Source organism: Gemmiger sp., from assembly GCF_036306485.1.
Lineage (GTDB): Bacteria > Bacillota > Clostridia > Oscillospirales > Ruminococcaceae > Gemmiger.
The window spans coordinates 32,467-55,155 of record NZ_JAXJZK010000020.1 but is presented as its reverse complement, the minus strand read 5'-3'; the positions used below and the strand labels follow the sequence as shown (position 1 = coordinate 55,155).

The 22,689-nt window shown below is 65.5% G+C and carries 15 protein-coding genes; 3 read left to right on the top strand and 12 right to left on the bottom strand.

Annotation, left to right across the window (positions count from 1 at the left end):
* Nucleotides 1-27: 27 nt before the first annotated feature.
* From U0L91_RS04760 to U0L91_RS04705, 12 genes are all read right to left on the bottom strand, one after another.
* On the bottom strand, nucleotides 28-1,446 hold the full coding sequence (locus U0L91_RS04760; protein WP_330045072.1) for a response regulator transcription factor: 1,419 nt from the start codon (nucleotides 1,444-1,446) through the stop codon (nucleotides 28-30).
* On the bottom strand, nucleotides 1,418-3,292 hold the full coding sequence (locus U0L91_RS04755) for a sensor histidine kinase (protein WP_330045071.1): 1,875 nt from the start codon (nucleotides 3,290-3,292) through the stop codon (nucleotides 1,418-1,420). The genes U0L91_RS04760 and U0L91_RS04755 overlap by 29 nt, the downstream gene beginning before the upstream one ends.
* 1 nt (nucleotide 3,293) lies before the next feature.
* On the bottom strand, nucleotides 3,294-4,874 hold the full coding sequence (locus U0L91_RS04750; protein ID WP_330045070.1) for an extracellular solute-binding protein: 1,581 nt from the start codon (nucleotides 4,872-4,874) through the stop codon (nucleotides 3,294-3,296).
* Nucleotides 4,875-4,965: 91 nt separating this feature from the next.
* Nucleotides 4,966-5,808: a carbohydrate ABC transporter permease gene (locus U0L91_RS04745; RefSeq protein ID WP_330045069.1), complete on the bottom strand. Its 843-nt coding sequence runs from the start codon at nucleotides 5,806-5,808 to the stop codon at nucleotides 4,966-4,968.
* A 4-nt stretch (nucleotides 5,809-5,812) separates the two neighbouring features.
* A complete protein-coding gene (locus tag U0L91_RS04740; RefSeq protein WP_330045068.1) occupies nucleotides 5,813-6,742 on the bottom strand; it encodes a carbohydrate ABC transporter permease in 930 nt (309 codons plus the stop codon).
* Nucleotides 6,743-6,818: 76 nt separating this feature from the next.
* A complete protein-coding gene (locus U0L91_RS04735; RefSeq protein ID WP_330045067.1) occupies nucleotides 6,819-8,186 on the bottom strand; it encodes an ABC transporter substrate-binding protein in 1,368 nt (455 codons plus the stop codon).
* A gap of 167 nt (nucleotides 8,187-8,353) precedes the next feature.
* On the bottom strand, nucleotides 8,354-9,676 hold the full coding sequence (locus U0L91_RS04730; protein WP_330045066.1) for a glycoside hydrolase family 30 protein: 1,323 nt from the start codon (nucleotides 9,674-9,676) through the stop codon (nucleotides 8,354-8,356).
* Nucleotides 9,676-12,708, bottom strand: coding sequence for a hypothetical protein (locus U0L91_RS04725; RefSeq protein WP_330045065.1), 3,033 nt, complete (start codon nucleotides 12,706-12,708; stop codon nucleotides 9,676-9,678). Before U0L91_RS04725 ends, U0L91_RS04730 begins: the two co-directional genes overlap by 1 nt.
* Nucleotides 12,708-15,344, bottom strand: a complete 2,637-nt coding sequence (locus U0L91_RS04720) for a GH36-type glycosyl hydrolase domain-containing protein (RefSeq protein WP_330045064.1) — start codon at nucleotides 15,342-15,344, stop codon at nucleotides 12,708-12,710. The genes U0L91_RS04725 and U0L91_RS04720 overlap by 1 nt, the downstream gene beginning before the upstream one ends.
* 233 nt (nucleotides 15,345-15,577) lie before the next feature.
* A complete protein-coding gene (gene rfbD, locus U0L91_RS04715) occupies nucleotides 15,578-16,423 on the bottom strand; it encodes a dTDP-4-dehydrorhamnose reductase (RefSeq protein ID WP_330045063.1) in 846 nt (281 codons plus the stop codon).
* A gap of 237 nt (nucleotides 16,424-16,660) precedes the next feature.
* Complete coding sequence (locus tag U0L91_RS04710) at nucleotides 16,661-17,761, bottom strand: mannonate dehydratase (protein WP_330045062.1); 1,101 nt, start codon at nucleotides 17,759-17,761, stop codon at nucleotides 16,661-16,663.
* A gap of 41 nt (nucleotides 17,762-17,802) precedes the next feature.
* The gene (locus U0L91_RS04705) at nucleotides 17,803-19,416 is read right to left on the bottom strand and encodes a mannitol dehydrogenase family protein (RefSeq protein WP_330045061.1); all 1,614 of its coding nucleotides are present in this window, start codon (nucleotides 19,414-19,416) and stop codon (nucleotides 17,803-17,805) included.
* 175 nt (nucleotides 19,417-19,591) lie between these two features.
* On the opposite strand from U0L91_RS04705, the gene U0L91_RS04700 reads away from it, so the two are divergent.
* The 3 genes from U0L91_RS04700 (at nucleotide 19,592) to U0L91_RS04690 (ending at nucleotide 22,670) form a co-directional block, all read left to right on the top strand.
* Nucleotides 19,592-20,473, top strand: a complete 882-nt coding sequence (locus tag U0L91_RS04700; RefSeq protein ID WP_330045060.1) for an AraC family transcriptional regulator — start codon at nucleotides 19,592-19,594, stop codon at nucleotides 20,471-20,473.
* Nucleotides 20,474-20,653: 180 nt separating this feature from the next.
* Nucleotides 20,654-21,208: a M48 family metallopeptidase gene (locus tag U0L91_RS04695; RefSeq protein ID WP_330045059.1), complete on the top strand. Its 555-nt coding sequence runs from the start codon at nucleotides 20,654-20,656 to the stop codon at nucleotides 21,206-21,208.
* Nucleotides 21,209-21,236: 28 nt separating this feature from the next.
* The gene (locus U0L91_RS04690) at nucleotides 21,237-22,670 is read left to right on the top strand and encodes a lipopolysaccharide biosynthesis protein (protein ID WP_330045058.1); all 1,434 of its coding nucleotides are present in this window, start codon (nucleotides 21,237-21,239) and stop codon (nucleotides 22,668-22,670) included.
* Nucleotides 22,671-22,689: the final 19 nt, after the last annotated feature.

Here is a 22,689-nt window from a genome sequence, read left to right as displayed (position 1 = left end):
CCGGGCGGCGCGGGAGAGGGAACACGGTTACTGGCCGAACTGACTGGCGCGGCGGTACTCGGTGGGGGAGACCCCCTCGGCGGACTTGAACACCTTGAGGAAGTTCTTGTCGTCGGTGAAGCCCACGCGGCGGCCGATCTCGTTGACGCGCAGATCGGTCTCGCGCAGAAGGCGCTTGGCCTCGGTCAGCCGCAGCCCCTGCAGGTAGGCCACGAAGTTGGTGCCCACATACTGCTTGAAGAGCAGTGAGAAGAGGGAATAGTTCATATCCACCTCGTTGGAGACCAGCGCCATATTGAGCGGCGTGGCGTAGTTTTCCTGGATATAGAGGACGGCGTCCCGGATTTTCTGCTTGTTGCGGTAGTCGTCGAACTCGTGCAGCAGCCGGTGGGTGAACCGCTCCATCCAGGCGCGGACCGCCGTGAGGTAGCTCTCGGCGCAGTCATACTGCCAGGGGTCGGTCAGGACGTTCATCTCGGCGGTGTCGGCGTCCAGCATCGTGCGGTAGGACGTCATGATCTGCCGGCCCAGCTGCTGGACCGCGCGGCCGAACCCTTCGGGCGAGAGGCGGTCCTGCTGCACCCGGGTGACCAGGGCGCGCAGGGCGGCGCTGGCCTCCTGCCAGCGGCCCACGCCGAGGGGCTGGACGATCTTCTGCAGCTCCTTCTCGGCGACTTCGTCGGTGTCGGGTTCGAGGGGCGTCGCGGGGCGCAGGGCGGCCAGCCCGTCAAAGTAGGCGCGGCGGAAGGCGTTCTCGGCCTCGGTGTAGGCGGCATGGAGTTCCGCCAGGCCGGTGTGCATCGCGCTGACGCCGCCGCGCAGCACCGGCAGCAGGGTATCGGTTTCCAGCACCAGCACAAAGCGGCCGCGGATGTCGCGCAGCAGCTCGCGCACCGGCAGGTTGGCGGGCATCGTCGCCGCGCAGAGCACCCGGTAGGGCCGCGTGCCGAAGCCCGGGCCGTACCGCTCGATGAGGCGGCGGCGGTCGTTGTCCGGCACGCTGCCGTCCAGCATCAGGTAGCGCAGCGCCTGCAGGCGGAGGGTGTCGGAGGTCTGCTGTTCCTTCTCGGCGGTGCGCAGCGCGTCGTCCAGCGAGGAGAGCACCCTGTACAGCCGTTCCCGCTCGACGGGTTTGAGCAGGTAATCCTTGACGCCGCCGCGCATCATCTCGACGGCATAGTTGAAATCATCGTAGCCGCTGACCACGACGCACAGCGGCACATGCGGCAGGCTGCGGGTCCGGTTGACCAGCTCGATGCCGTCCATGCCGGGCATCCGGATGTCGGTGATCATCACATCGACGGGCTGCTCGTGCAGGATCTCGAGGGCCTGCAGGCCGTTTTTGGCCTCCAGCACCGTCTCGACGGGGGTGGGGGCGCGGCGGATCATCGTTGCAAGACCCTTGCGGATCAGTTTTTCATCTTCCACTACCAGAACGGTTTTCATCCAAGTCTCCTTCTTGTCCGTTCGTGCCGGAAGCCGGGCCGTCGTGCGGGATTGTGTAGGGCAGGCAGACCGTGACCTTGGTGTAGTGACCTTCCTCGGACGAGACGGTCAGCCCGTAGGGCGCACCGAATGCCATATGGATGCGGTCCTGTACGTTCTTGAGTCCCAGGCCGTTGCCGGAACTGCCGTGTGCCTGCACTTCGCCCGCAATCTGGGCTTTCAGTCTTGCCACTGTCGCGGCATTCATGCCGTGGCCGTGATCGACGATTTCGAGCCGGTAGGCGTGGTGTTCGGGTTCCGGCACGGCGCGCAGCAGGATTTCGGCGTCGCCGTCCATGCCCTCGATGCCGTGAACCACGGCGTTTTCCACGATGGGCTGCAGGCTCATTTTGGGGATGGTCTGTTCGAGGATATCCGGTTCGCCCGGCAGGGGGGCGGGAATCTCGAGACGCAGCGAGATGGTATCGTCAAAGCGCAGATTCATCAGCGCGAGGTAGTGGCGGATGTTGTCCACCTCCTCGGCGATGGTCGCATTGCGGTTGGTCCATTTCATGCTGTAGCGCAGCAGTTTGGCCAGGTTGGTCACCGCATCGGCGATCTCAAACTCTTCGTCAATCTCGGCCATCATCTTGATGGCTTCGAGCACATTATAAATAAAATGGGCGTTGATCTGATTTTGCAGTGCGCGCAGCTCGGCATTCTTGCCGAGGAGCTCGCGGGTTACATTGTCCTGCATGAGCTGTCGGATCCGGCAGAGCATCTCGTTGATGCCCGCCGAGAAACGGCCGACCTCGCTCTGGGGGTCGCCGTCGGGGACCCCCGCGTTGAGGTCGCCTTCCGAGAAGCGGTTGACCGCGTCGAACGCCGCATAGAAGGGGCGGAGCATCCGGCGGCAGACCCGGTGGATGAGCAGGACCGTGCCCACCGTGAGCAGCGCAAAGCAGAAGGCGCCCATCACCAGCCGGCGGCCCATCTGGGTGTAGAGGCTGTTGAGGGAGTCGGCCTGCAGATAGGTGCAGCCCAGGGCGGTGAGCGGCTGGACACTGAGCAGGACGCTGTGGCCCTGCAGTTCGGTCTCAAAGGTGGCGGCGGTGGTCAGGTCCAGCGAACCGTCCGCGACGGCATCGGCGAGGGTGTCGTTCTGCGGACCCACAAGGACCTGGCCGGTGTCGTCCACCAGCACGGCCCACTCCTCCTTGGATTCGGTGAAGAGGGCGGGCAGGACGCTCTCCATCTTGAGGGCGACCTCCAGCGTGCCGACCTTGCCGGCGTCGCCGGTCGTGATGTCGGTGACCAGGCTCATGACATGGGGCGTCACGGCGTAGGAATCGAAGAGCTGGTCGGAAAAGTCCAGCTGCCAGGTGCCGGAGCGGACCTCCTGCTGCGCCCAGGGCAGACGCTTCATGCGGGAGGCCGAGTAGAGGATCGGCACCAGCTCGTTCATCTCGTCGGTGACGGAATAGACGCGGATTTCGTAGAGGTACGGGTTGCCGACAACGACCTTCTCGAGGCTGGCGATGTCGTTGTCATAGAAGGCCTTGAGTTCCCGGCCGTGGACCTGCTCGCCGTTTTTCAGGCGGGTCAGATGGTCGATGAGCGCCGGGGTGTTCAGAAAGACCTGGGTGGACATATTGCAGAGCTCGGCGGCCTTTTCGACCTGGGTGGCCAGCTGGTCGGTGCGCTGGCGCAGGTCCCCGATGCGGGACTGGACGGCCACCGCGCGGGTGGAGTAGGTCAGGTAGGCGGCCAGCAGCAGCATGGGCAGCAGCGCAAACACACAGATGACCAGGGTGATCTGCCCCGCAAAGGTCATGCGCCGGATCAGGCGTCTGAAACAGTTGGTCATCTTACAGCCCCAGCCTTTCCTTGGCAAGGTTCATCTGCTCGGTGCGGGCGGCCTGGACTTCGTCGAAGCCCAGCTCGTCCCGCCGGGTCAGGAAGTCCGAAAGGATGGCGTCAAAGTCCGCCTCGGTGGGGGCGAGCAGCAGCTGCGGCAGCGTAGCGCCCCACAGCTCGTTGATCCGTTCCTCGGCGGAAGCCCAGGCGCTGCCGACCGGCAGGGCGGTGTCGTACTGGGCAATGTAGACCGTGTAGGGCCGGGCCCACTGCTCCATCTGTGCCAGGGCCGGGTCGCTCTCGACAAACCAGTGGCTCTGCATCGCGTTGTCCTGCAGCATCCAGTAGGTGTTGTCGGCGCCGATCTCCCGCACAAAGCGGTCATAGTCGCTGCAGTAGAGCTGCTGCACCTCGGGGGTAAAGACGGCCAGGCCGTCCTGCATCGTGTAGGTTTCGCCCTCCACCCCGACGCTGATGAGCTTCTGGGCTTCCTCGCTCATCAGGTAGGACAGAAAGCGGATGGCCAGCACCGGGTCCTTGCAGTTCTTGGAGATCAGCGTCACGGTCCAGCCGGCCATGCCCCCCACCGTCAGGGTGTGGGGATCGCCCGCGGCGTTGCGCGGCCCGTCCACCGCCATATAGATGCTGTCGGGGTCCTCGCGGTAGCGCTTTTTCTGGGCGTTGTCCATGTCGGTGCGCTGGTAGATCATGCAGAAATACCGCCCCTCGGCGATCTTTTCCTCCATCTGGGCGCGCTGGTCCACAAAGATGTCGTCGGCCAGGTAGCCCTCCTCGCCCAGCGTGCGGAACATCCGCAGCCAGGCCAGGTAATCGGGGTCGGTGGTGCGGTCGTAGATCTGACCGTCCTTCTCGTAGGGGACGGCGAGGAAGTTCTGCAGGAACTTGTCAAAGGAATCGCAGCCGGTCTCGGTGAAGGCGTGCGCCCCGACCGGGATCAGCGGTTTGCCGTCCACCGTCGGGCAGGCCTTGACCGCGGCGCGCACGGCGTCGGCAAAGCCTTCGGGGGTGGTCATGTCGGGGCTGCCGATCGCCTCATAGATGTCCTTGCGCACCAGGAAGGTCTGGTTGGAGGCAAGGTTGTCGTTGTTGCCGAAATCTTCCGGCGAGTAGCTCGAGTTCGGATAGGCGTAGACGTTGCCGTCCTCCTCGGTGTACCAGGCCAGCGTATCGGGGTCCGCCGCTTCGTAGAACTCGGGGCAGCAGTGGTCGGCCAGCGTGTTGAGCGCCAGCACATAGCCGTTGTCCACCAGTTCGCGCAGCTGGGGCTCCCACCAGCCGATTGTGATGAGGTCGGGCAGCGAGTCCGACGCGATGAGGGAATCCAGCTTTTCGTTCTCGTTGCCGGAGGGGGTGACGAAGTCCACCGTGACACCGGTCTTTTCGGTGATGGTGTCGCTGACGAGGTTGCCGCCCCAGGGCGTGGAGTACCAGTTGTAGTGGATGTACCAGCTCAGCGTGGCCGGCGCCGCAGACGAAGACGGCGCGGCCGTTTCCGTTCCGCAGCCCGCATACAGCGCCCCCGTGACGAGACACCCCGCGAACAACAGACGAAAAAGACCGCGCCGCTTCATTGCCGTTTCCTCCCCGGTAGGGAAGCCGGACACCCCTGCGGCTGTCCGGCTTCCGCATTTGTCTTATTGTATCATACGGCGAATGGTTTTGTCACTCCTTGACACTGCCTGCCGACACACCCGAGATGATGTACTTGCTGAAGAAGCAGAAGGCGATCATGATGGGCACGACGGAGACGGCAACCACGAGGTAGGTGGCGCCCAGGTTGGTGGTGATGTCCCGCACGGCGGACAGGCTGGCGACCATGACCGGCAGGGGGAACATCTCCTGCTTGTTGAGCAGCAGCATGGGGATCAGGTAGTTGTTCCAGCTGCCGACGAAGGCGCCGATGGCCATGGTGGCGATGCCGGGCGACATGATGGGCAGCACGATCTTGTGGAAGATCAGCAGCTCACTGGCGCCGTCGATGCGGGGCGCTTCGAGGATGCTCTTGGGCAGCACCGACAGGATGTACTGGCGCAGGAAAAAGACCGTGGCCGGGCTGGCGATGCTGGGCAGGATCAGCGGAATGTAGCTGTTGAGCAGCTTGAGCGAGGTGCACAGGTTGTAGAAACCGAGCATGCTCAGCTGGGTGGGGACCATCATGAAGATGATCATGACGGTGAAGATGACCTTGTTGCCCCGGAACTTATAGAAGGCCAGGCCGTAGGCGGTCAGCGCGCTGAAGTAGCTGGTCAGCACGGTGTTGCAGACGGCCAGGAACAGGCTGTTCACGAAGCCGCGGGGCAGGTTGAGGTTGCTCATGACGATGTCCCAGTTGATGGACAGGCTGGTGCCGGGAATCAGGCTGAAGCCGGCCATGATGTCCGAACCGGAGCGGGTCGCGTTGACGATCATGAGCAGGAAGGGAATGAAGCAGATGATGGTCAGCGCAATGAGGAACACATACCACAGGGCCTTGACGATGTTGTTTTTGATACGGGTCGTAGTCATGGCTTCAGTCCTCCTTGGGGTTCATGATGCGGAACGCCACGGCGCTGCAGATCGCGATGATGAAGAACAGCACGAAGGCGACGGCGGCGGCATATCCCATCTGGTTCTTGGTGAAGGCCATATCGTACAGGTAGAACACCGCCGTGAAGAGGCTGCGGCCGGGCGTGCCCTTGGTGCCGGACATCAGGTAGGGGATGTCGAAGAGCTGCAGGCCGCCGATGAGGCTGGTGATGGCCACATACAGCATGATGGGGCGCAGCAGCGGCATCGTGATGCGGGCGAAGATGGTCCAGCGGCCGGCGCCGTCGATGGTGGCGGCTTCAAAGTAGTCGCGGCTGATGCCCTGGACGCCCGCCATGAGCATGATGAAGGAGTTGCCGAACCACATCCAGGCGCCGATGATGCCCACCCAGACCTGGGCGGTGACGGCCTGGCCCAGCCAGTCCACCGGCTGGTTGATGAGGTGCAGGCTGAGCAGCAGCTGGTTGACGCTGCCGTACTTCCAGTCCAGCAGGGTCTTGAACAGGAAGGCCACGCTGGTGGCCGCGATCAGGTTGGGCAGATAGAAAATCGCGCGGAAGAGCGACAGGCCCTTGATGCGGTATTTCATATCATTGAAGATGATGGTCAGCAGCAGGGCCAGGCCGAGCTGCAGCACGATGTTGATGCCCCACATCTTGATGGTGTTGAAGAAGGCATCCCAGAACAGCGGGTCCTGGACAGCGCGGATGTAGTTGTCCACACCGTTGAAGGTCTCCTTGCCGAAGCCCTTGTACTGCATGAAGCTCATCTGCAGGGTGCGGAACACCGGATAGACGCTGAAAATCAGGAAGATCACGATGGACGGCAGGCAGAAATACAGGCCGAACCGGTTGACATCGTTGGGGGCGCGGCGCTTTTTGGTCGTGGCGGGCGCGGCGGTTTTGGACGGCATGGCATTCACCGAACCTTTCTAAAACGATCGGGCGGCGGGGCGGACTTCTCCGCTCCGCCGCCGCGGGTTGCTGCGTTTATTCTGCGGGTACTTCCAGCTCGGGGTAGGTATTCTTGACGGTCTCGTAGAAGGTCTTCATGGCGTCTTCCTTGGTCGCCTCGCCCTTCTGGACGCTGACGATGGCGGCGCCGAAGGCATCCTTGCAGGCGTCATCATAGCCGGTGATCTTGGAGTAGTCGATCTTTTCGAGCTCGTCCATGTAGAAGGCGTAGGTCTTCTGGTTGCCGAAGGAGGGGTTCTCGTAATCCTTGTTGGCTTCCAGCACGCTCTTCATGCTGACGACGTCGCCCTCGGAGGCCTCGAGCCACCACTGGCTGGTCTCCTCGTTGAGGGTCACGAACTTGATGAAGTCCATCGCGGCTTCCTTGTTCTCGCTGAACTCGTTGACGGCCAGGAAGGTGCCGCCGCCGAAGAAGCTGCAGGGGCCGCTGCACAGGCCGAACTTGCCCTTGTTGTCGCCGGCGTTGTCGCGGACGATCAGAGCGCCCCAGGAAGGCATGACGTAGGAGAAGACTTCCGTCGTGGCGGAGCCGGAATCAATCATTTCCTGCAGCGCGTCGGCGTCGGTGCCCCAGACGTCGGCATCGGCACCCAGCACGGGCAGCGCGCCGGCCATCGAGTTGTACCACGGAGCGCTCCATTCGGGCGCGTTGGCAACTTCGTCGTTCTGGTAGATGTTGACGGCGGTGTCAAAGTACTGATCGCGGGCGTCGTCCACAATCACCTTGCCGTCCTCGACCCAGGCGTGGTCGCTGATGGAGAACCAGCGCAATGCGCCCGTGTCGCCGAAGATGGAGTAGCCGGCCGCTTTCAGTTCGGCGGCGGTGTTTTCGATGGCTTCAAAGCTCTCGAACTTCTTGCCGATCTCCTCAGGATCGTCGGTGCCCCAGACGGCCTGGGCGATGTCGCGGCGGTAGATGACCGAGCCGGGGGTGCCCTGATAGCTCAGCGCGCGCAGCACGCCGTCGCTGTCGGTGCCGGCCTCCACAACGTAGGAGACCAGTTTCTCGTCGGCCTCGTCCTTGAGCTCGCTCAGGTCGGCGCAGAAGCCCGCCTCATAGAAGTTGGGCATCATCTGCGGCTCGCCGACAAAGACATCCACATCGGAGCTCTGGGCGCCCAGCGACGGGGTGACCTTGGAGACATAGTCCGCGGAGTCGTAGACCACAACCTCCACCTCGTTGCCGGTCACTTCGGTGTAGTGCTCGGCGAACTGCTTGAGGTCGTTGGAGAGGGTCCAGACGACGAGCTTCTTGCCGGCTGTTTCACCGGAGGCATTCGCGCCCTCCGTGCCGCTGGAAGCGCCGTCGCCGCCGCAGGCCGCCAGGGAAAGGGCCATGGCTGCCGCCATGGCGGCAGCCGCCGCTTTGGTCAGTTTTTTCATACAGGTTTTCCTCCTTCAGTAAAGTTCCCGGACCGTTCCGGGTGCGTTCTTTCGCTGTGATTTTATTGTAAAACAATCCTGCCACGCAAAAAACCGCCGCGTTTTGCGGCAGGTGTCAGATTTTTAGCGGCACCTGTGCAAACGCGGCGGGTATTTTTGTGCAATTCTTACAAGATCACGGTGGCAATCGTGTGCGGGGCCAGCGTCAGCGCGGCCAGCGGGGTTTCGCCGTTGTCGGCCAGGCAGACCGGCAGGGCATCGTCGGTGCGGTTGAGCAGCACGACGGCGCGGCTGCCGTCCGGGTTGCGGAAGGCCGTGACCTCGACGGCGCTGCACCACCGGCTGGCGGCCAGCCGGACGGCGCCGGGGCGCAGGTAGCGGCTGAACTGGCCGATGTACCGGTAGCTGCCCTTGCGGGTGTAGCCGCCGCGGCCGTCCAGCATGAGGGGCGCCTCGCAGAAGTTGCCGACATGGTTGGGCCCGCCCTGCGCGTCGAGCAGCAGGTTCCAGTCCAGGCTGCCGGCGGTGCCGGCGTTGAGGTTGCCCAGAATGTCGTGGGCGTACATCTCGGCCTTGCGCAGGTCGGAGGCGCCGTCAAAGCGGCTGTACTCGACGCAGCCCTCGGTGAAGTAGAAGGTCTTGTCGGGCCAGCGACGGTGGGCCAGCGCGACGGCCTCGAAGTGGTCGCCGGTGTACCAGTGGAAGGCGACGCCGTCCACCGCCGCGTCGGCGCCCTCCACGGCCAGGGTACCGGCGGCACGGCGGAGCAGCGCTTCCTTGTTGTGGTCCCAGCAGAGCAGCCGGACCTGCGCCAGGCCGGCGGCGTCGAGGGCGGGGCGCAGATAGCGGACCGCGAACTCGCCCTCCTGCCGGGCCGTGAAGAGGCAGGAGTCCCAGGTCTGGACGGCCTCGGGCTCGTTCTGGACCGTCATCATCGCCACATCCAGCCCGGCGCTGCGGTAGTGCGCCGCGTAGTCGGCGAGCAGCGCCGCATAGTCGGCGGCGCAGTCCGACCGCAGCGTGCCGCCGTGGTTGCGGTCGCCGTTGGACTTCATCCAGGCCGGCGGGCTCCAGGGGGAGAGCACCAGCCGCGGGGAGCGGCCGGCGCAGCGGGCGGCCGCCTGCACCATCGGCAGGATGTGGTCATCATCCCGGGAAAAGTCCCGCCGGGTGCTGCCCTGCACGGCGCCGTCGTAGTGGCCGAGGCTGAAATCACAGCTGGCCATCGGGACGCGGCCCAGCGTGTACCGCAGGCCGGTGCTGCCGTAGCAGTCCTCGATCAGGGCGTCGCGGGCGTCGTCGGGCAGGCTCTGCCAGCAGACGGCCGCCGACTCGGTGAAGGCGCCGCCGAAGCCGTCCAGCGTCTGGTCGGTGCAGTCGGGGTAGAGGCAGACGGTGTGCAGCGCGTCGGGGGCGTCGGGGACCGGGAGGGTGGTTTCCTCCCAGAGGCGGCCGGCCCGCAGGTCGGTCGTGATACAGCGCGGGGCCATCACTGCGCCTCCTTGCCGATCGTGACATCCAGCCGGACAATCCGGCCGTCCCGCAGCGCGCGGGCGTCGTCACCGGTGACGGCGCTGACCGTCCGGGTGGTGCCGTCGGCCTGCTGCAGCGTGAAGGGACCGACGCAGCAGCAGCCGGGCCGGACGACGGTGCCGGGCTGGATATGGTACACCACATCGCAGCTGCCCAGGAAGCGGGCCGTGACGGTGCCGTCGGCGGGGATCAGGTAGGCGGGCAGGGCGGGCTGCAGGCAGAGGGTCAGCTGACCGTCCTGCTCGACGAAGGGCGTCTTGCCGAAGAAGAGGATCTGGCGCATCTGGAGGAACTCCGCCGTCGAGCCGGAGAGCCGCGCCACAAAGCCGCGGCCGTGCAGGCTGGGGTCGGGGTTGGCCGAGGAGGCCAGGAAGGAGACATTCTCAAGCGGGGAACGGCCGTAGACGTCGGGGTCCAGGAAGGGCACCGCCGCGGTGTGGAAGTCGCGGTCAAACTCGTCGTACAGCCCCGCCTTGAGCAGTTCCAGCAGGTACTTGTATTCCATGTGCAGCCAGATGGATTCGTTTTCCAGCCAGCCGGGCGTGAAGGCGCGGCAGCGGCCGGCCTCGAAGGTCAGGTCCTGCAGGCTCTCGTTGACCTTGTACATCTGCAGCGCGCCGTCATACAGGGCGCTGGCGCGGACGGCGCCGGCCATCGCGCGGGCCGGTTCGGTCCGGGTGCAGAGCTTGAGCCAGCGGGTCGGGCCTTCGAGGAAGAGCGGCAGCACCTGGGGGTCGCTGTCGGGGCCGTCGGGGAACATCAGGTAGGTCGGGCAGACACCGCCGGCCATCCGGATGCCGCGGTCCAGCCCCTCGCGCACGACGGTCTCGAGGCCGCGCAGCGCGGCGGCGGTGGCGGCGGCGTCCAGCGTGCGGGTGCGGCCCGACAGGCCGGCGGCCAGCGCGTCGCGGTACTGCTCCTTGAGGGTGTTGGCGCGGTCCCACCGCTCGGCGGGGGTCAGCGTCTGCGGCAGGGCGGCCAGCGCCTCGACGAAGTCCGCCATCTCGGTGTAGAGGGTCACGCTGCGGCCGTCCCGCTCGAGGCGGTCTGCCGTGAAGGCCAGCAGCCGGGCCAGCTCACAGCTCTCGGCCACGCTGGAACCCAGCAGGCCGGGCAGACCGTTGAGGGCGTCGTACCAGCCGGGCTTGCCGCCCTCCATCTCGATGCCGATGCCGGCGGGGTCCAGCGTGGCGGCCTTGACGGCGCAGAGCAGCACGAGCTTTTCCATCACGCTGCTGCGGGCCGTCGCGCCGTCCGCGGTGACGGTCCACTTGCCCTGCGGCGTGCAGCTGCGCAGGAAGTCGCGGGGGCGCAGGCCCTGCTCGGTGGCGCAGTACCGCTCGCTGCGGGGTTTGACGAGGGCGCGGGGCGCGTACCAGGGCAGCGGCGTGTCGTAGAGCATCCGGGCGGCCTGTTCGGGCCAGACGGCGAGGTAGCTCTCGATCAGGTCGAGGTCGTAGGTCCAGTGGTCGGTCCAGTAGCCCTCGCCGAAGCTGGCGTTGGGCTCGCAGTCGGCGTGGGCGATGACTTTCTGCACAAAGGAATCGGCATCGCCCTGTTCAAACTGCCAGTGCTCGGCGGCCATCGCCAGACGGCCGGGGGTGAACTCGTCGGCCAGCAGCGCCCGGGCGGCGGGGCGGTCGGCGGGGGTCACGGCGGCGGCCGCGGCGTCGGGGTCGGCGCAGCGGAAGGTCATCTGCTCCACCACGAGGGGGTTGTAGCCGTCGCACTGCAGCAGGCTGAAGAACTGCCGGATGTCGGCATCGCCCACCCAGGGGTGGAACAGCACGTCGCAGCGGCGGTTCTGGTTGACATCGCGGTAGTTGCCGTTGCCCTGGCTGTAATACTCGGGCAGCATCGTGAAGTAGTTGTATTCCCGCTCGGGGTCGCCGTGCTTGCGGCTGTACAGGTAAAAGACGTTCTGGGCGTCGCCGTCGCAGAAGCGGACCGGCTCGCCGCCGCGCAGCAGGTTGTCGAGGTAGGTCACGGCGCAGTAGCCGTCAAAGACCGGGTCGGCGGTGGCGGTCGCCGCGGCCGAGCAGAGGGTATCGGTCAGGGCGGCGTCGCGGGTGCGGGCGGCGCGGAACCAGTCGGCGTCCATCCGGCGGGAGGCGGCGAAGTCGCGGAAGAGCGCCTTGCTGCCCGCCTGGCCGTAGAGCTCGAACAGCTGCAGGGTGCCGCCCTCGGGCAGGTCGGCCTCGCGCAGGAAGAAGGCGCAGGGGAAGAGGTTCTGGGTGGCCTGGCCGGCGACGGCTTTGGCGAAGTCGCCGGAATAGAAGGTGACGGGGGTCTCGAGCGCGGTGTCGTAGCCAAAGACGGCGCGCGGGTCGGCGACGGCGGGCAGGCGGGTGCCGTCCTCGGTCATGCCGAGCGCGAAGTTGCCGCCCTCGACGGCCGTGACCACGGCGGTGTCGGCCATGCTGGCGCGGGTGCGGTAGAAGGCCAGGCCATCGGCGGCGTCCTCGGTCTGCATCCAGGCGCGGGCCAGCTGGGTCATGTTCTTGAGCGCGTCCTGCTCGACGCCGTAGGGCACGAGCGCCGGCATGCCGTCCAGCAGGCGGAACCGGCCGGCGGCGCCCAGGTTGGTCACCGTGACGGTGCGGCAGAGCGCGCCGACGGGGCTTTCGGGCAGCGTGAAGTAGCCGACCTCCACCCGGACGCGGTCATTCTGCCAGCTCAGGTCCAGCGCGTTGGGGGCAATGTGCATCGTGCCCAGGCCGTCCGCAAAGGGCTCGGGCTGGGGGGCACCGTCCACCGTCAGGAAGGTGCGGAATCCGGTGCGGGCGACGTTCTGGTACGCCACATGGGCGGCGCTGAACTCCATGATGGAATGGTCCTTGTCCCGCACGCCGAAGCTGCACACCGCCTGGCCGCGGTTGTTGTAGTAGCACCACAGCGGGATGCCCTTTTCACCCGCAATGCCCGGCAAAAAGCTCGAAAAGGTGGGGCGGCGGCCGTAGTCGCGGAGGGTAAAGGTATCGTTTTTCATCAGCTTCTCCTTCTTTCTGCTAAAGTGACATCAATGGTCAGCGGGCCGTCGCCGGCCAGCAGGGTGCGCGGCAGGCAGAGGCCGTCGGGTCCGGCGGGGATCACCTGCCCGTTGAGGCGGGCCTCGATGGGGCAGTCGCCGTCCTCGCGGTGGTAGCACACCGTGACGGTGCGGCCCGCGAACCGGCAGGTCACCGAGGCGGTGCCGTCGGCGGCGAACTGGTCGGGCAGCAGGCGGGGGTCCAGGCGGAGGTTGCCCCGCTCGCCCCGCACGCCGTAGCAGCGCGTGAGCATGCAGTAGACCAGCCAGCTGCCCGCGCCGGTCAGGTAGGGGTACATGCCGCGGCCGCGCGGATCGAAGTATTCGGGGATGCCGGGGAAGATGCCGGCGACCTCAAAGTTGAGGCTCTGGGTGTAGAGCTCGTGCAGCACGGCGGCGCCCTCGGCGGTCAGGCCGCGCAGGTAGAGCGCAAAGGCGTACATGACGGCCATGTGGCAGAAGACGGCGCCGTTCTCCTTGTGGCCGTAGGCAAAGCCGAACTGCCGGCCGAGCGGCGGGGTGTCCTGGCCGAAGGGGCCGAAGTCGGTGTTCAGGCAGACGCCGCCCCGCAGCGGGCTGTTGAGGTACCAGTCCACGGCGCGGGCAATCTGGCCGGCCTGCTCGTCGTCCGCGACGCCGCCCATGAGGGAAAAGACCTGGCCGGTCAGCATCATCCGCACCCGGGTGCCGTGCACCCCCTCGACGCGGTCGCCGTTGTTGTCGTAGTAGCTGTTCATCCAGCACTGGTTGGCGCCGTCCGTGACGAACTCGGTGCGGCGCAGATGGCTGCGCAGGAAGTCGCTCATCCGCTCGAGGGCGTCGGCGACCTGGCCGGCCGGCAGCGCCCGCAGCGGCAGCGTGCGGTGCTCGCAGACCTGCTCGTAGCGGCGGCGCACCGCGTTGCGGCGCTGCGGCGTTGTGTATTCCCCGGGATCGGTCAGCAGCAGGGCCGCCACCTCGCCGGCCAGCGTGACGGTGCCGCCCATCGCGCGGCAGAGCCCCGCCAGCGTCTGCAGGTTGCCGGCGTAGGCCGCCGTGAAGGCGACGCTCTCGCCGCGGTCGGGGGCCATGTCCAGCGCGTCGTTCCAGTCGGCGCCGCGCAGCCGGATGGAGCCGTGCTCGCCGGCGTCAAAGAAGGCCGTGATGTTCTGGATCAGCAGATGCTCCAGCACGGTGCCGCTCTGGGCCGGGACGGGGTCATCGCTGAGCTGCTCGCCGCGGAATTTGCGGTTGTCCCGGAAGTAGGGCTGTTCCTCCCGCAGGATGGAATAGTCGCCGGTCTGCTCGACATAGAGCGCCGTCGTCAGCAGCGGCCAGTAGCCGTGATCCATCCAGACGCGGACGATGTTGTTGCGGTCGGCGGCAAAGTCGCCGGGTTCGCGGCCGATCAGCGTGGCGTTGGTGCCGTCCGCCCGGACGCCCGCAAAGTAGCGCACGAGGTCGCCGCGCACCGTGTCGGGGTCGGTGAGGAGCAGGGCCAGGCTGTCCTGCCAGAGGTCGCGCCAGCCGCGGCCGCCGCGGCCGTAGTCGTGATGGGGCAGAAAGCTGCATCCGCAGATGCGGCGCAGCGTGGGCTGGATGCCCACCCAGCGCATCCAGGCCGAGAAGTCGGGGTCGGCGCCGGTGAAGGCCGCGGCATTCTGGGCCTGCCACCAGCGGCGGGTTCCGGCCAGCGCGCCCTCGAAGGCGTCGGGGTCGAGGTAGGTCTCGCCGCCGCAGTTGATGCCCAGCGCCAGGTACCAGCTGCAGGAGGCGCCGGGCTCCAGCCGGACCGGCTCGAACTGCAGCACGCCCATCATCTCGTAGCCTTCGGCGGTGTCGCCGGGGGCCATCCAGGGCGCCGTGTAGCCGGGGTCCGCCAGGGCGGCGGGGCAGTCGTAGCTGCCCGCAAAGCCGCAGAAATCCTGCACGGTGCCCAGGCAGCGGCGCGGCCCGGCGCCCGCGCCGGTGCGGCCGTAGACGGTGTAGCAGTCCTCGCCGGGCAGGTGGCCCCGCTCGTCGAAGGTCAGCGTCTGGGTCAGCACAACGCCGTCCGCCGCCACCCGCAGCCGCTGCAGCAGCGCCGTGACATGGCGGTGGTCCCGGATATGGTCGGCGCCGCGGCCGTACAGCGGGATGGCCGCCGTGGGGGTGAAGCCGACCGGCGCCGCGCCGGTGTTGGTGACCTGCACCCGCATGAGCTCGACGGTGTCCCGCCCGGCCGGCACGAAGGAGGTCACGGCGGCCAGGATGCCCCGGGCCGCACAGCGGCGCTCGACGGTCTGCCAGAGCAGGCCGCCCCGGACGGTGACCTCGTCGGCGTCGGGGGTGAAGCGGGCCGCCTGCTGGGCGGCGCTCTGACCGGCGGCGCTCCACAGCCCGCCGTCCTCAAAGCTCAGCCAGAAATTGCGGGTGGCCCGGCTTTCGTGCAGGGTCTGTTCGCTGCACGGCGCCAGCAGAAAGGTGTTCTGGCCGGTCTTGCAGTCGCCGGCCAGCCGCGGCGTGATGCTGCTCATCATGCCGCCCTCGTTGACCAGCGGGAAGTAACTTCCCGCCGCGCGGTCCGCGCCGGTCAGCACAAAGTCGCCGTCGCGGTTCAGGAATTGCATCTGTGACATAAAAATCCCGCCTTTGCAGAGTGTTGTTCTGATTGTATTCTACCAAAGGCGCCGCCGCGTTTTTACGGGGTAAATTTTCCGGCGGTGTCAGTTTTTTAGCAAGGGGTTTTCCCGGGTGAAGTCCGCCTTGCACCGCGCACAAAAAAACCGGGGCCCGCGGTGCGGGTCCCGGTCGGGGACGGAGAGGATTCTCCCGTCTGGAATATTCTTTTCAATTTCTACAATCCGGCAAATCAGCCGAGGGTGCGGATGTACTCCCGCAGGGCGGTGCGCCAGGGGCGGGGCTGGGGGATCTTGTCCAGCCGGAGCATCATGTTGTCCAGCACGGTGTAGCAGGGCACACCGCCGGCGTCGGCGCTGCGCACCGGGTGGAGGGTCAGGCGATCCTCGAGTCCGGCGTCGCGCAGGATCTCGCGGGCGAAGTCGTAGCGGCTGCAGTGGCCCTGGCAGACGACATGGTAGACGCCCAGCGCGGGGCGGTCGATGAGCTGTTCGACGGCGGCGGCGAGGTCGTCGGCCGAGGTCGGGGAGGCCACGCGGTCGGTGGCGACGGCGAGCCAGGGGCAGGCGGGGTCGTTGGCGCAGGCGAGCACCTCCGAGACGAAATCCCGGCCGATGCCGTACACCCAGGCGCTGCGGACGATCACATAGTTGCGGCAGAGCTGGCGGACAAAGGTTTCGCCGGCGAGCTTGCTGAGGCCGTAGACCGTCGTGGGGCAGGGGGTGTCGAACTCGTGGTAGGGGTAGTCGCGGGGCTGGGCAAAGACATCGTCGGTGGACATCTGGACGAGCTTGGCGCCGAGCTCCTCGGCGGCGCGGGCGAGGTTGCGGGGCGCCACGGCGTTGACGCGGTAGGCGCGGTCGGGGTTGGCCTCACAGCCGTCCTCGTCGTTGAAGCCGGTGCAGTTGATGATGACATCGGGGCGTTCGCGGCGCGCAAAGTCGTTGACGGCGTCGGCGTCGGTGATGTCCACCTGCTGGACATCGTTGGGGATAAGCTGGTATTTCTCGGTACTGAGCCGGGTGCAGAGCGCTGTGCCGATATGGCCGTTGGCGCCGCTGATCCAGATTTTTTTCATGATGGGTTCCTCCGCATCGGACAGGTTGTCCTTCAACACCTCATTATAGACCGCCGGGCGGCAATCTGCAAATGGAATTTTTGCGGGCAGCAAAAATGCGCCGTTCCAGGCAATCTGGGGAACGGCGCATCAGGAGGAGGGCAGAAACGTCAGACGCAGCGGCGGAACCGCGGGGGACGGCGGTCCCCCCTGCCGGAATGCACGGCACGGTCCGCCGAGCGCTGCTTCGCCCGGAAATTACTGAGCTGCTTTTTCGGCGTCGAGGCGGTCCAGCAGATCCCAGACACCCAGCATGTACTGGATGCCGAGGGCACGGTCATACTTGCCGTAGCCGGGACGGCAGTTGCCGGGACCTTCCTCCCAGAGCTGACGGCCGTGGTCGGGGCGGATATAGCCCTCGTAGCCGCAGTCATGGTAGGCGCGCAGAATGTCGATGATGCCGGTCTCGCCGCAGCAGTCGCGGTGAGCGGCCTCGGAGAAGTCTCCGTTGGGGAAGTGGTGGATGTTGCGGATGTGCGCAAAGGCGATGCGGTCGCAGTGCTTGCGCACGATGTCGGCCACGTTGTTGGCGGGGTTGGCATTGAGGCTGCCGGAGCAGAGCGTCAGGCAGTTGTAGGGGTCGTCCACCATCGACAGGAAGCGGTCGATGCTCGGGCCGTCCACCAGCAGGCGGGGCAGGCCGAAGATGTCCCACGGCGGATCGTCCATATGAATGGCCATCTTGATGTCACACTCGTGGCAGGTCGGCATGAGGGCCTCGAGGAAGTACTTGAGGTTGTCCCACAGCTTTTCCTTGGTGACGGGGGCGTAGGCCTTGAACAGCTCGTCCAGCTTGGCCATCCGCTCGGGCTCCCAGCCCGGGAAGGTCATGTGGTACTTCTCGGTGAAGTTCAGGATATACTCGGCCATCGCCTTGTAGTCGTCCTGGATCATGTCCTTCTGGTAGAACAGCGCGGTGGAGCCGTCGCCGACCGGATGGAACAGGTCGGTACGGGTCCAGTCAAAGATCGGCATGAAGTTGTAGCAGATGACCTTGACACCGAACTTGGACAGGTTGCGGATGCACTGCTTGTAGTTTTCGATCAGGGCATCCCGGGTGGGCAGACCGATCTTGATGTCGTCGTGCACGTTGACGGATTCCACCACGTCGGCGTTGAAGCCGTAGGAGCGGATCTGCTCGACGACGGGACGGATCTCGTCCTCCTCCCAGATTTCGCCGGGCATCTTGCTGTGCAGCGCCCAGACGATGGTGGAGACACCGGGAATCTGCCGGATGTCGTTGAGGGTGATGGGGTCGTTGCCCTCACCGTACCAGCGCCAGCCCATTTGCATTGGCATAGTGTTTTCCTCCTTTGATATGGTATTCAAACGCTGCGGCCTCAGGCCAGCGCGTCATGCAGGGTCTTGCGGACCGCACCGGGGCCGGCCAGCTCGGCGACGAAGTAGGCTTCGATCTTGTCGGCCAGGACGGTGGTGGTCAGGTCCACACCGAAGATGGACGCATTGCTCAGGATGCCGCGCAGCTGACCCTGGTAGGTCTCGGGCTTGCCGACCTCGATGCCGGCCAGCTTGGCCTGCAGGTCGTCCTTGAGCGGATCGGCGCTGACATCGAAGGCCTTGCCCTCGTCGTCAACGGCCAGCAGGTAGCGCAGCCAGCCTGCCAGCGCCAGCGGGATGGAGACCAGCGTGTTCAGGTCGCGGCCCTCGGCGAGGTAGCTCTTGATGGTCTCGCCGAAGCGGATGCCGACCTTCTGGGACGTGTCGGTGGCGATGCGCTGCGGTGCGTCGGGCATGAAGGGGTTGGGCAGACGCTGCTCGACCACCTCATCGATGAAGGCCTTGGGATCGAGGATGCCGGGGTTGACCACGACGGGCAGACCCTCGACATAGCCCAGGCGCTTGATCAGGGCGACGATGTCGGCGTCCTTCATCTCGTCGCAGATCAGCGTGTAGCCCAGCATGCAGCCGTAGACGCTCATCGCGGTGTGCAGCGGGTTCAGGCAGGTGGTGACCTTCATGCGCTCGGTCTTGTTGACGGTGTCGCGGTCGGTCATATAGACGCCGGCCTTCTCGAGCGGGGGACGGCCGTTGGGGAACTTGTCCTCAATGACGAGGTACTGCGGGCGCTCGGCATTGACGAAGGCCGCAATGAAAGTGTTCTTGGAGGTCACGATGGGGGACATCTCCTCGATGCCGTCCTTGGCGAGCTGCTCCTCGACGATCTTGTGCGGGCGCGGGGTGATCTTGTCGATCATCGACCACGGGAAGGTGATCTTGCTCTCATCGGACAGGTAGTCGATGAAGTCCTGGCCCACAAAGCCCTTCTCGGCCCAGGCCTTGGCGACGGTCATGACGCTGGACTGCAGCTTCTCACCGTTGTGGGAGCAGTTGTCCATGCTGACGACGGCCAGCGGATACTTGCCGGCCTGGAAGCGCTCGAACAGCAGCGCGGCCACCATGCTCATCGCATGGCGGGCATGGGCGGGACCCTCGTCCATATCGGCCTGGACGACCGGCATCAGGCTGCCGTCCGGACGGTAGAGGGCATAGCCCTTCTCGGTGATCGTGAAGGAGATCATCTGCAGACCGGGATCGGTGAAGATCTCCTTGAAGCGGGCCATCATCGCCGCATCGGAGGAGTCAGCGCGCAGACCTTCGGCCACCGAACCGATGACCTCGCGGCTGGTGGTGCCGTCGGGGTTGAGGGTGACCATCATGGTCAGGTTGTCAAAGGGGGTGTAGATCTTGTCGATGATGTCATAGTCGAAGGTGTCGGCCGCAATGATGCCGCGGTCAGACAGCCCCTCGTTGAGCAGCCGCTGCTGCAGCGCCGCGATAAATCCGCGGAAAATGTTGCCTGCGCCAAAGTGGACCCACAGCGGATGCGCCTTGGTGTTGGCGGTCATCGCCTCGTGGTCGAAGGCGGGCAGCTTGACGCCCAGGGCTTCCCATTCGGCTTTCTGGTTCTTGATGGATGCGGCATTCATCTTCATGGTGAAACACTCCTTGTCTAAAAAGCTGTTTTGACGTGTATCTGACTCCGCGGTCTGCGCGGTGGTTCCGGATCTGTGTTCAGTATACGATGATTTTTTTGCAAATAAAATTGATGGGATTGCTTGATTGATTGTAAAAATTGCGGTACTATACTGGCGGAGAGGGGGATTGCCCATGTCTGATGCGGCCTTTCAGCCGTACACACGGCGCCAGACGATGATCCGCCGGGATTTTGAGATCTACCGGTACCGCAGCACCTATATGAACGAGGTGGCGCTGCACCACCACGACTTTTACGAGGTCTATCTGCTGCTGCGCGGCCAGGTGGCCTACACGGTGGAGAACAACCTTTATAATATGCGGCCGGGGGATCTGATGCTGGTCAGCCCGCTGGAACTGCACCAGGCGCGCATCCGGCCGGACGGCGCGCCGTACGAGCGGATTGTGCTGTGGATCGGGCGCAGCTATCTGGAAGGGCTGTCCAGCCCGCGGACCAGTCTGACCCGCTGCTTTGACACGACGGTGCCGGGCCACACCAACCTGCTGCGCCTGCCGGCGGACCGCAGTGTTGAGACGCGGCGGGTGCTCGAGCGGCTGAGCCTGCTGCACGCCGAGCCGGACTACGGCAGTGATCTGCTGGCGCAGTGCTGCCTGACCGAGCTGCTGGTGAACCTGAACCGCGACGCCGCCGACCGCACCTTGCAGAAATCCCTGTCGGGGGATACCTCCTCCGACCGGGTGGTGGATGCGGTGGTGCGCTACATCAACGAGCACTACAGCGAACCGCTGACGCTGGATTCGCTGGCGGAACGGTTCTTCCTGAGCAAATACCATCTGCTGCGCAAGTTCGAGACCCAGGTGGGCACGACGGTCCATCGCTATATCCTGCAGAAACGCCTGCTCAACGCCAAGCAGCTGCTGGCGGGCGGCGTGGCGCCCAGCGAGGCCTGCACCTACTGCGGGTTCGGCGATTACGCCAACTTTTACCGGGCGTTCCGGTCGGAGTACGGCCAGACGCCGCGGCAATACGCCCAAAGTATGCGCGGAAGCGGGTAAAAATTTTGGTCACAATTTCAGACAGTGCCATTATAGCATACCCATCCGGCGCTGACAATGGCTGAAATTTTGTAAATGGGTAAATTTTTTGGATGGATGCGCGCCGGGTGCACTTTCCTTTTGGGGACAAAGCGTGTACAATAAAGGCATCCGGCCGCAAGGGGAAGGGGGGGGAGCGCCATGGCTGCCGTGCAGACCGAGGAGCGGTGTGCGGGGGGCGTGCAGTACACGCTGACCCGGCGCCGGGTGCGCAACCTGAACCTGCGGGTGCGGGAGGACGGGACGGTGGCGGTCAGTGCGCCGCGCCGCACCGCCGCCGCCCAGGTGGACGCCTTTGTGGCGGACCACGCCGGCTGGATTGCCCGGAGCCGGGCGCGGATTGCCGCCCGGCTGGCAGACCGGCCGCCGCTGCCCGACCCCGACGCGGCCCTGGCCCGGATGGAGGCGCTGTGCCGGGAATGGTATCCCCGGTTTGCGGCGCAGTGTCCGGGCGGGCGGATGCCCCGGGTGCGGGTGCGCGACATGAAAACCCGCTGGGGCAGCTGCAGTCTGCGCACCGGCACGCTCTGCTTTGCGCTGCGCCTGGCCGCGATGCCGCCCGAAGCCCAGACGTATGTTGTGGTCCATGAATACTGTCATTTTGCCCATCCCGATCACAGCCCGGCGTTCTGGGCCGCGGTCGGCAGGGCACTGCCCGGATACCGTGAGGCCCGCCGCCTGCTGCAGGGCCGGTGACGCCGTTCCGGGAGGGAGGAGGTTGCTCTTGTCGGATTCCAAACGCTATTCCACACTGGTGAACAACACCTTGCTGTTCGCCATCTCCAATTTCGGGTCCAAGGTCATCAGTCTGGTGGTCCAGCCGTATCTGAGCTATGTGCTGGACAGCCCCGACGTGATGGGCGTGACCAGCCTGATGCAGAGTGTTGCCAATCTGCTGATCCCGGTGGTGAGTCTGGGCGTCAGCTTTGCGGTGATCCGGTTCGGGCTGGACCGGTCGGTGGACAAGGCCAGCGTCTTTATGAACGGGCTGGCCACGATCTGCACCGGCTTTGCGCTGATGCTGGTCTGCTGGCCGCTGGTCGGGATGATCCCCGGGGCGGGGGAGTATCTGGTCCTGATCTATCTGTGCGTGCTGATGAGCTGTCTGCGCACCCTCTGCACCCAGTTCATCCGCGCCAGGATGCTCAACCGTCTGGTCGCGCTGGACGGCGTGCTGACCTCGGCCTCGCTGCTCGCCTTCTACTATCTGTTCCTCGACGTGCTGAACCTCGGCGCGAACGGCTATCTGCTGGCGATGGCCTGCTCGGATGCCTGCTCGGCGGTGTTCGTCTTTCTGGTCGGGCGGTGCAGCGCCTTCTTCCGGCTGCGCAAGTTCAGCGCCTCGCTGTGGAAGGAGATGCTGCGCTACTGCGTGCCGATGATCCCCGCCTCGATCAGCTTCTGGGTCATCAACGCCTCGGACATGTTCTATGTCCAGGGGATGTGCGGCGGGGTGGACGGCCACAGCAGCACCTGGTGGGTCGGGCTGCTCAAGTCCGGCTACTACCTGCCGCAGATCATCACGATTGTGGGGCAGATCTTCTATGAAGCGTGGCAGCTCTCCGCCGTGACCGAGGAGAGCGAACGGCAGGAATTCTTCAGCCGGGTGTTCCGGGTGTATGCGAGCGTGATGTTCTGCTGTGCGGCCGGCGTGGTCTGGCTGTGCCAGCCGATGATGCACATCTTCCGGGAGGATTACTTCCTGGGCTGGCAGTTCGTGCCCTTCCTGACGCTGGCCTCGCTGTGCACCTGCCTGAACAACTTCCTCAACAGTGTCTACGTTGTGTACAAACGTTCGACGAGTTCTTTGTACACCATGCTGGCCGGCGCGCTGGCCAACCTGGTGCTGAACTACTTCTTCATCCGCTGGCTGGGGCCGTGGGGCGTCACGCTGGCGAGCTTCCTGTCGCTGTTCCTGGTCTTTCTGCTGCGGGCCTACTCGACCCGCGGGCTGCTGGTCATTGACTTTCATCCGGTCTGGATGGCGGTCAACCTGGCGCTCATCCTGGCCGAGATCGCGATTCTCTTCACGGCGGAGCACTGGGTGCTGCCCGTGACGGTGCTGACCGCCGTGGTCTGCGCGCTGAACTTCCGCGAGGTGTTCACGATGGTGGCCAAGCTGTTCGGCATGGTGCGCGGCCGGGTGCGGCGCGGCTGATCTTCCGGTTCCGATGCGG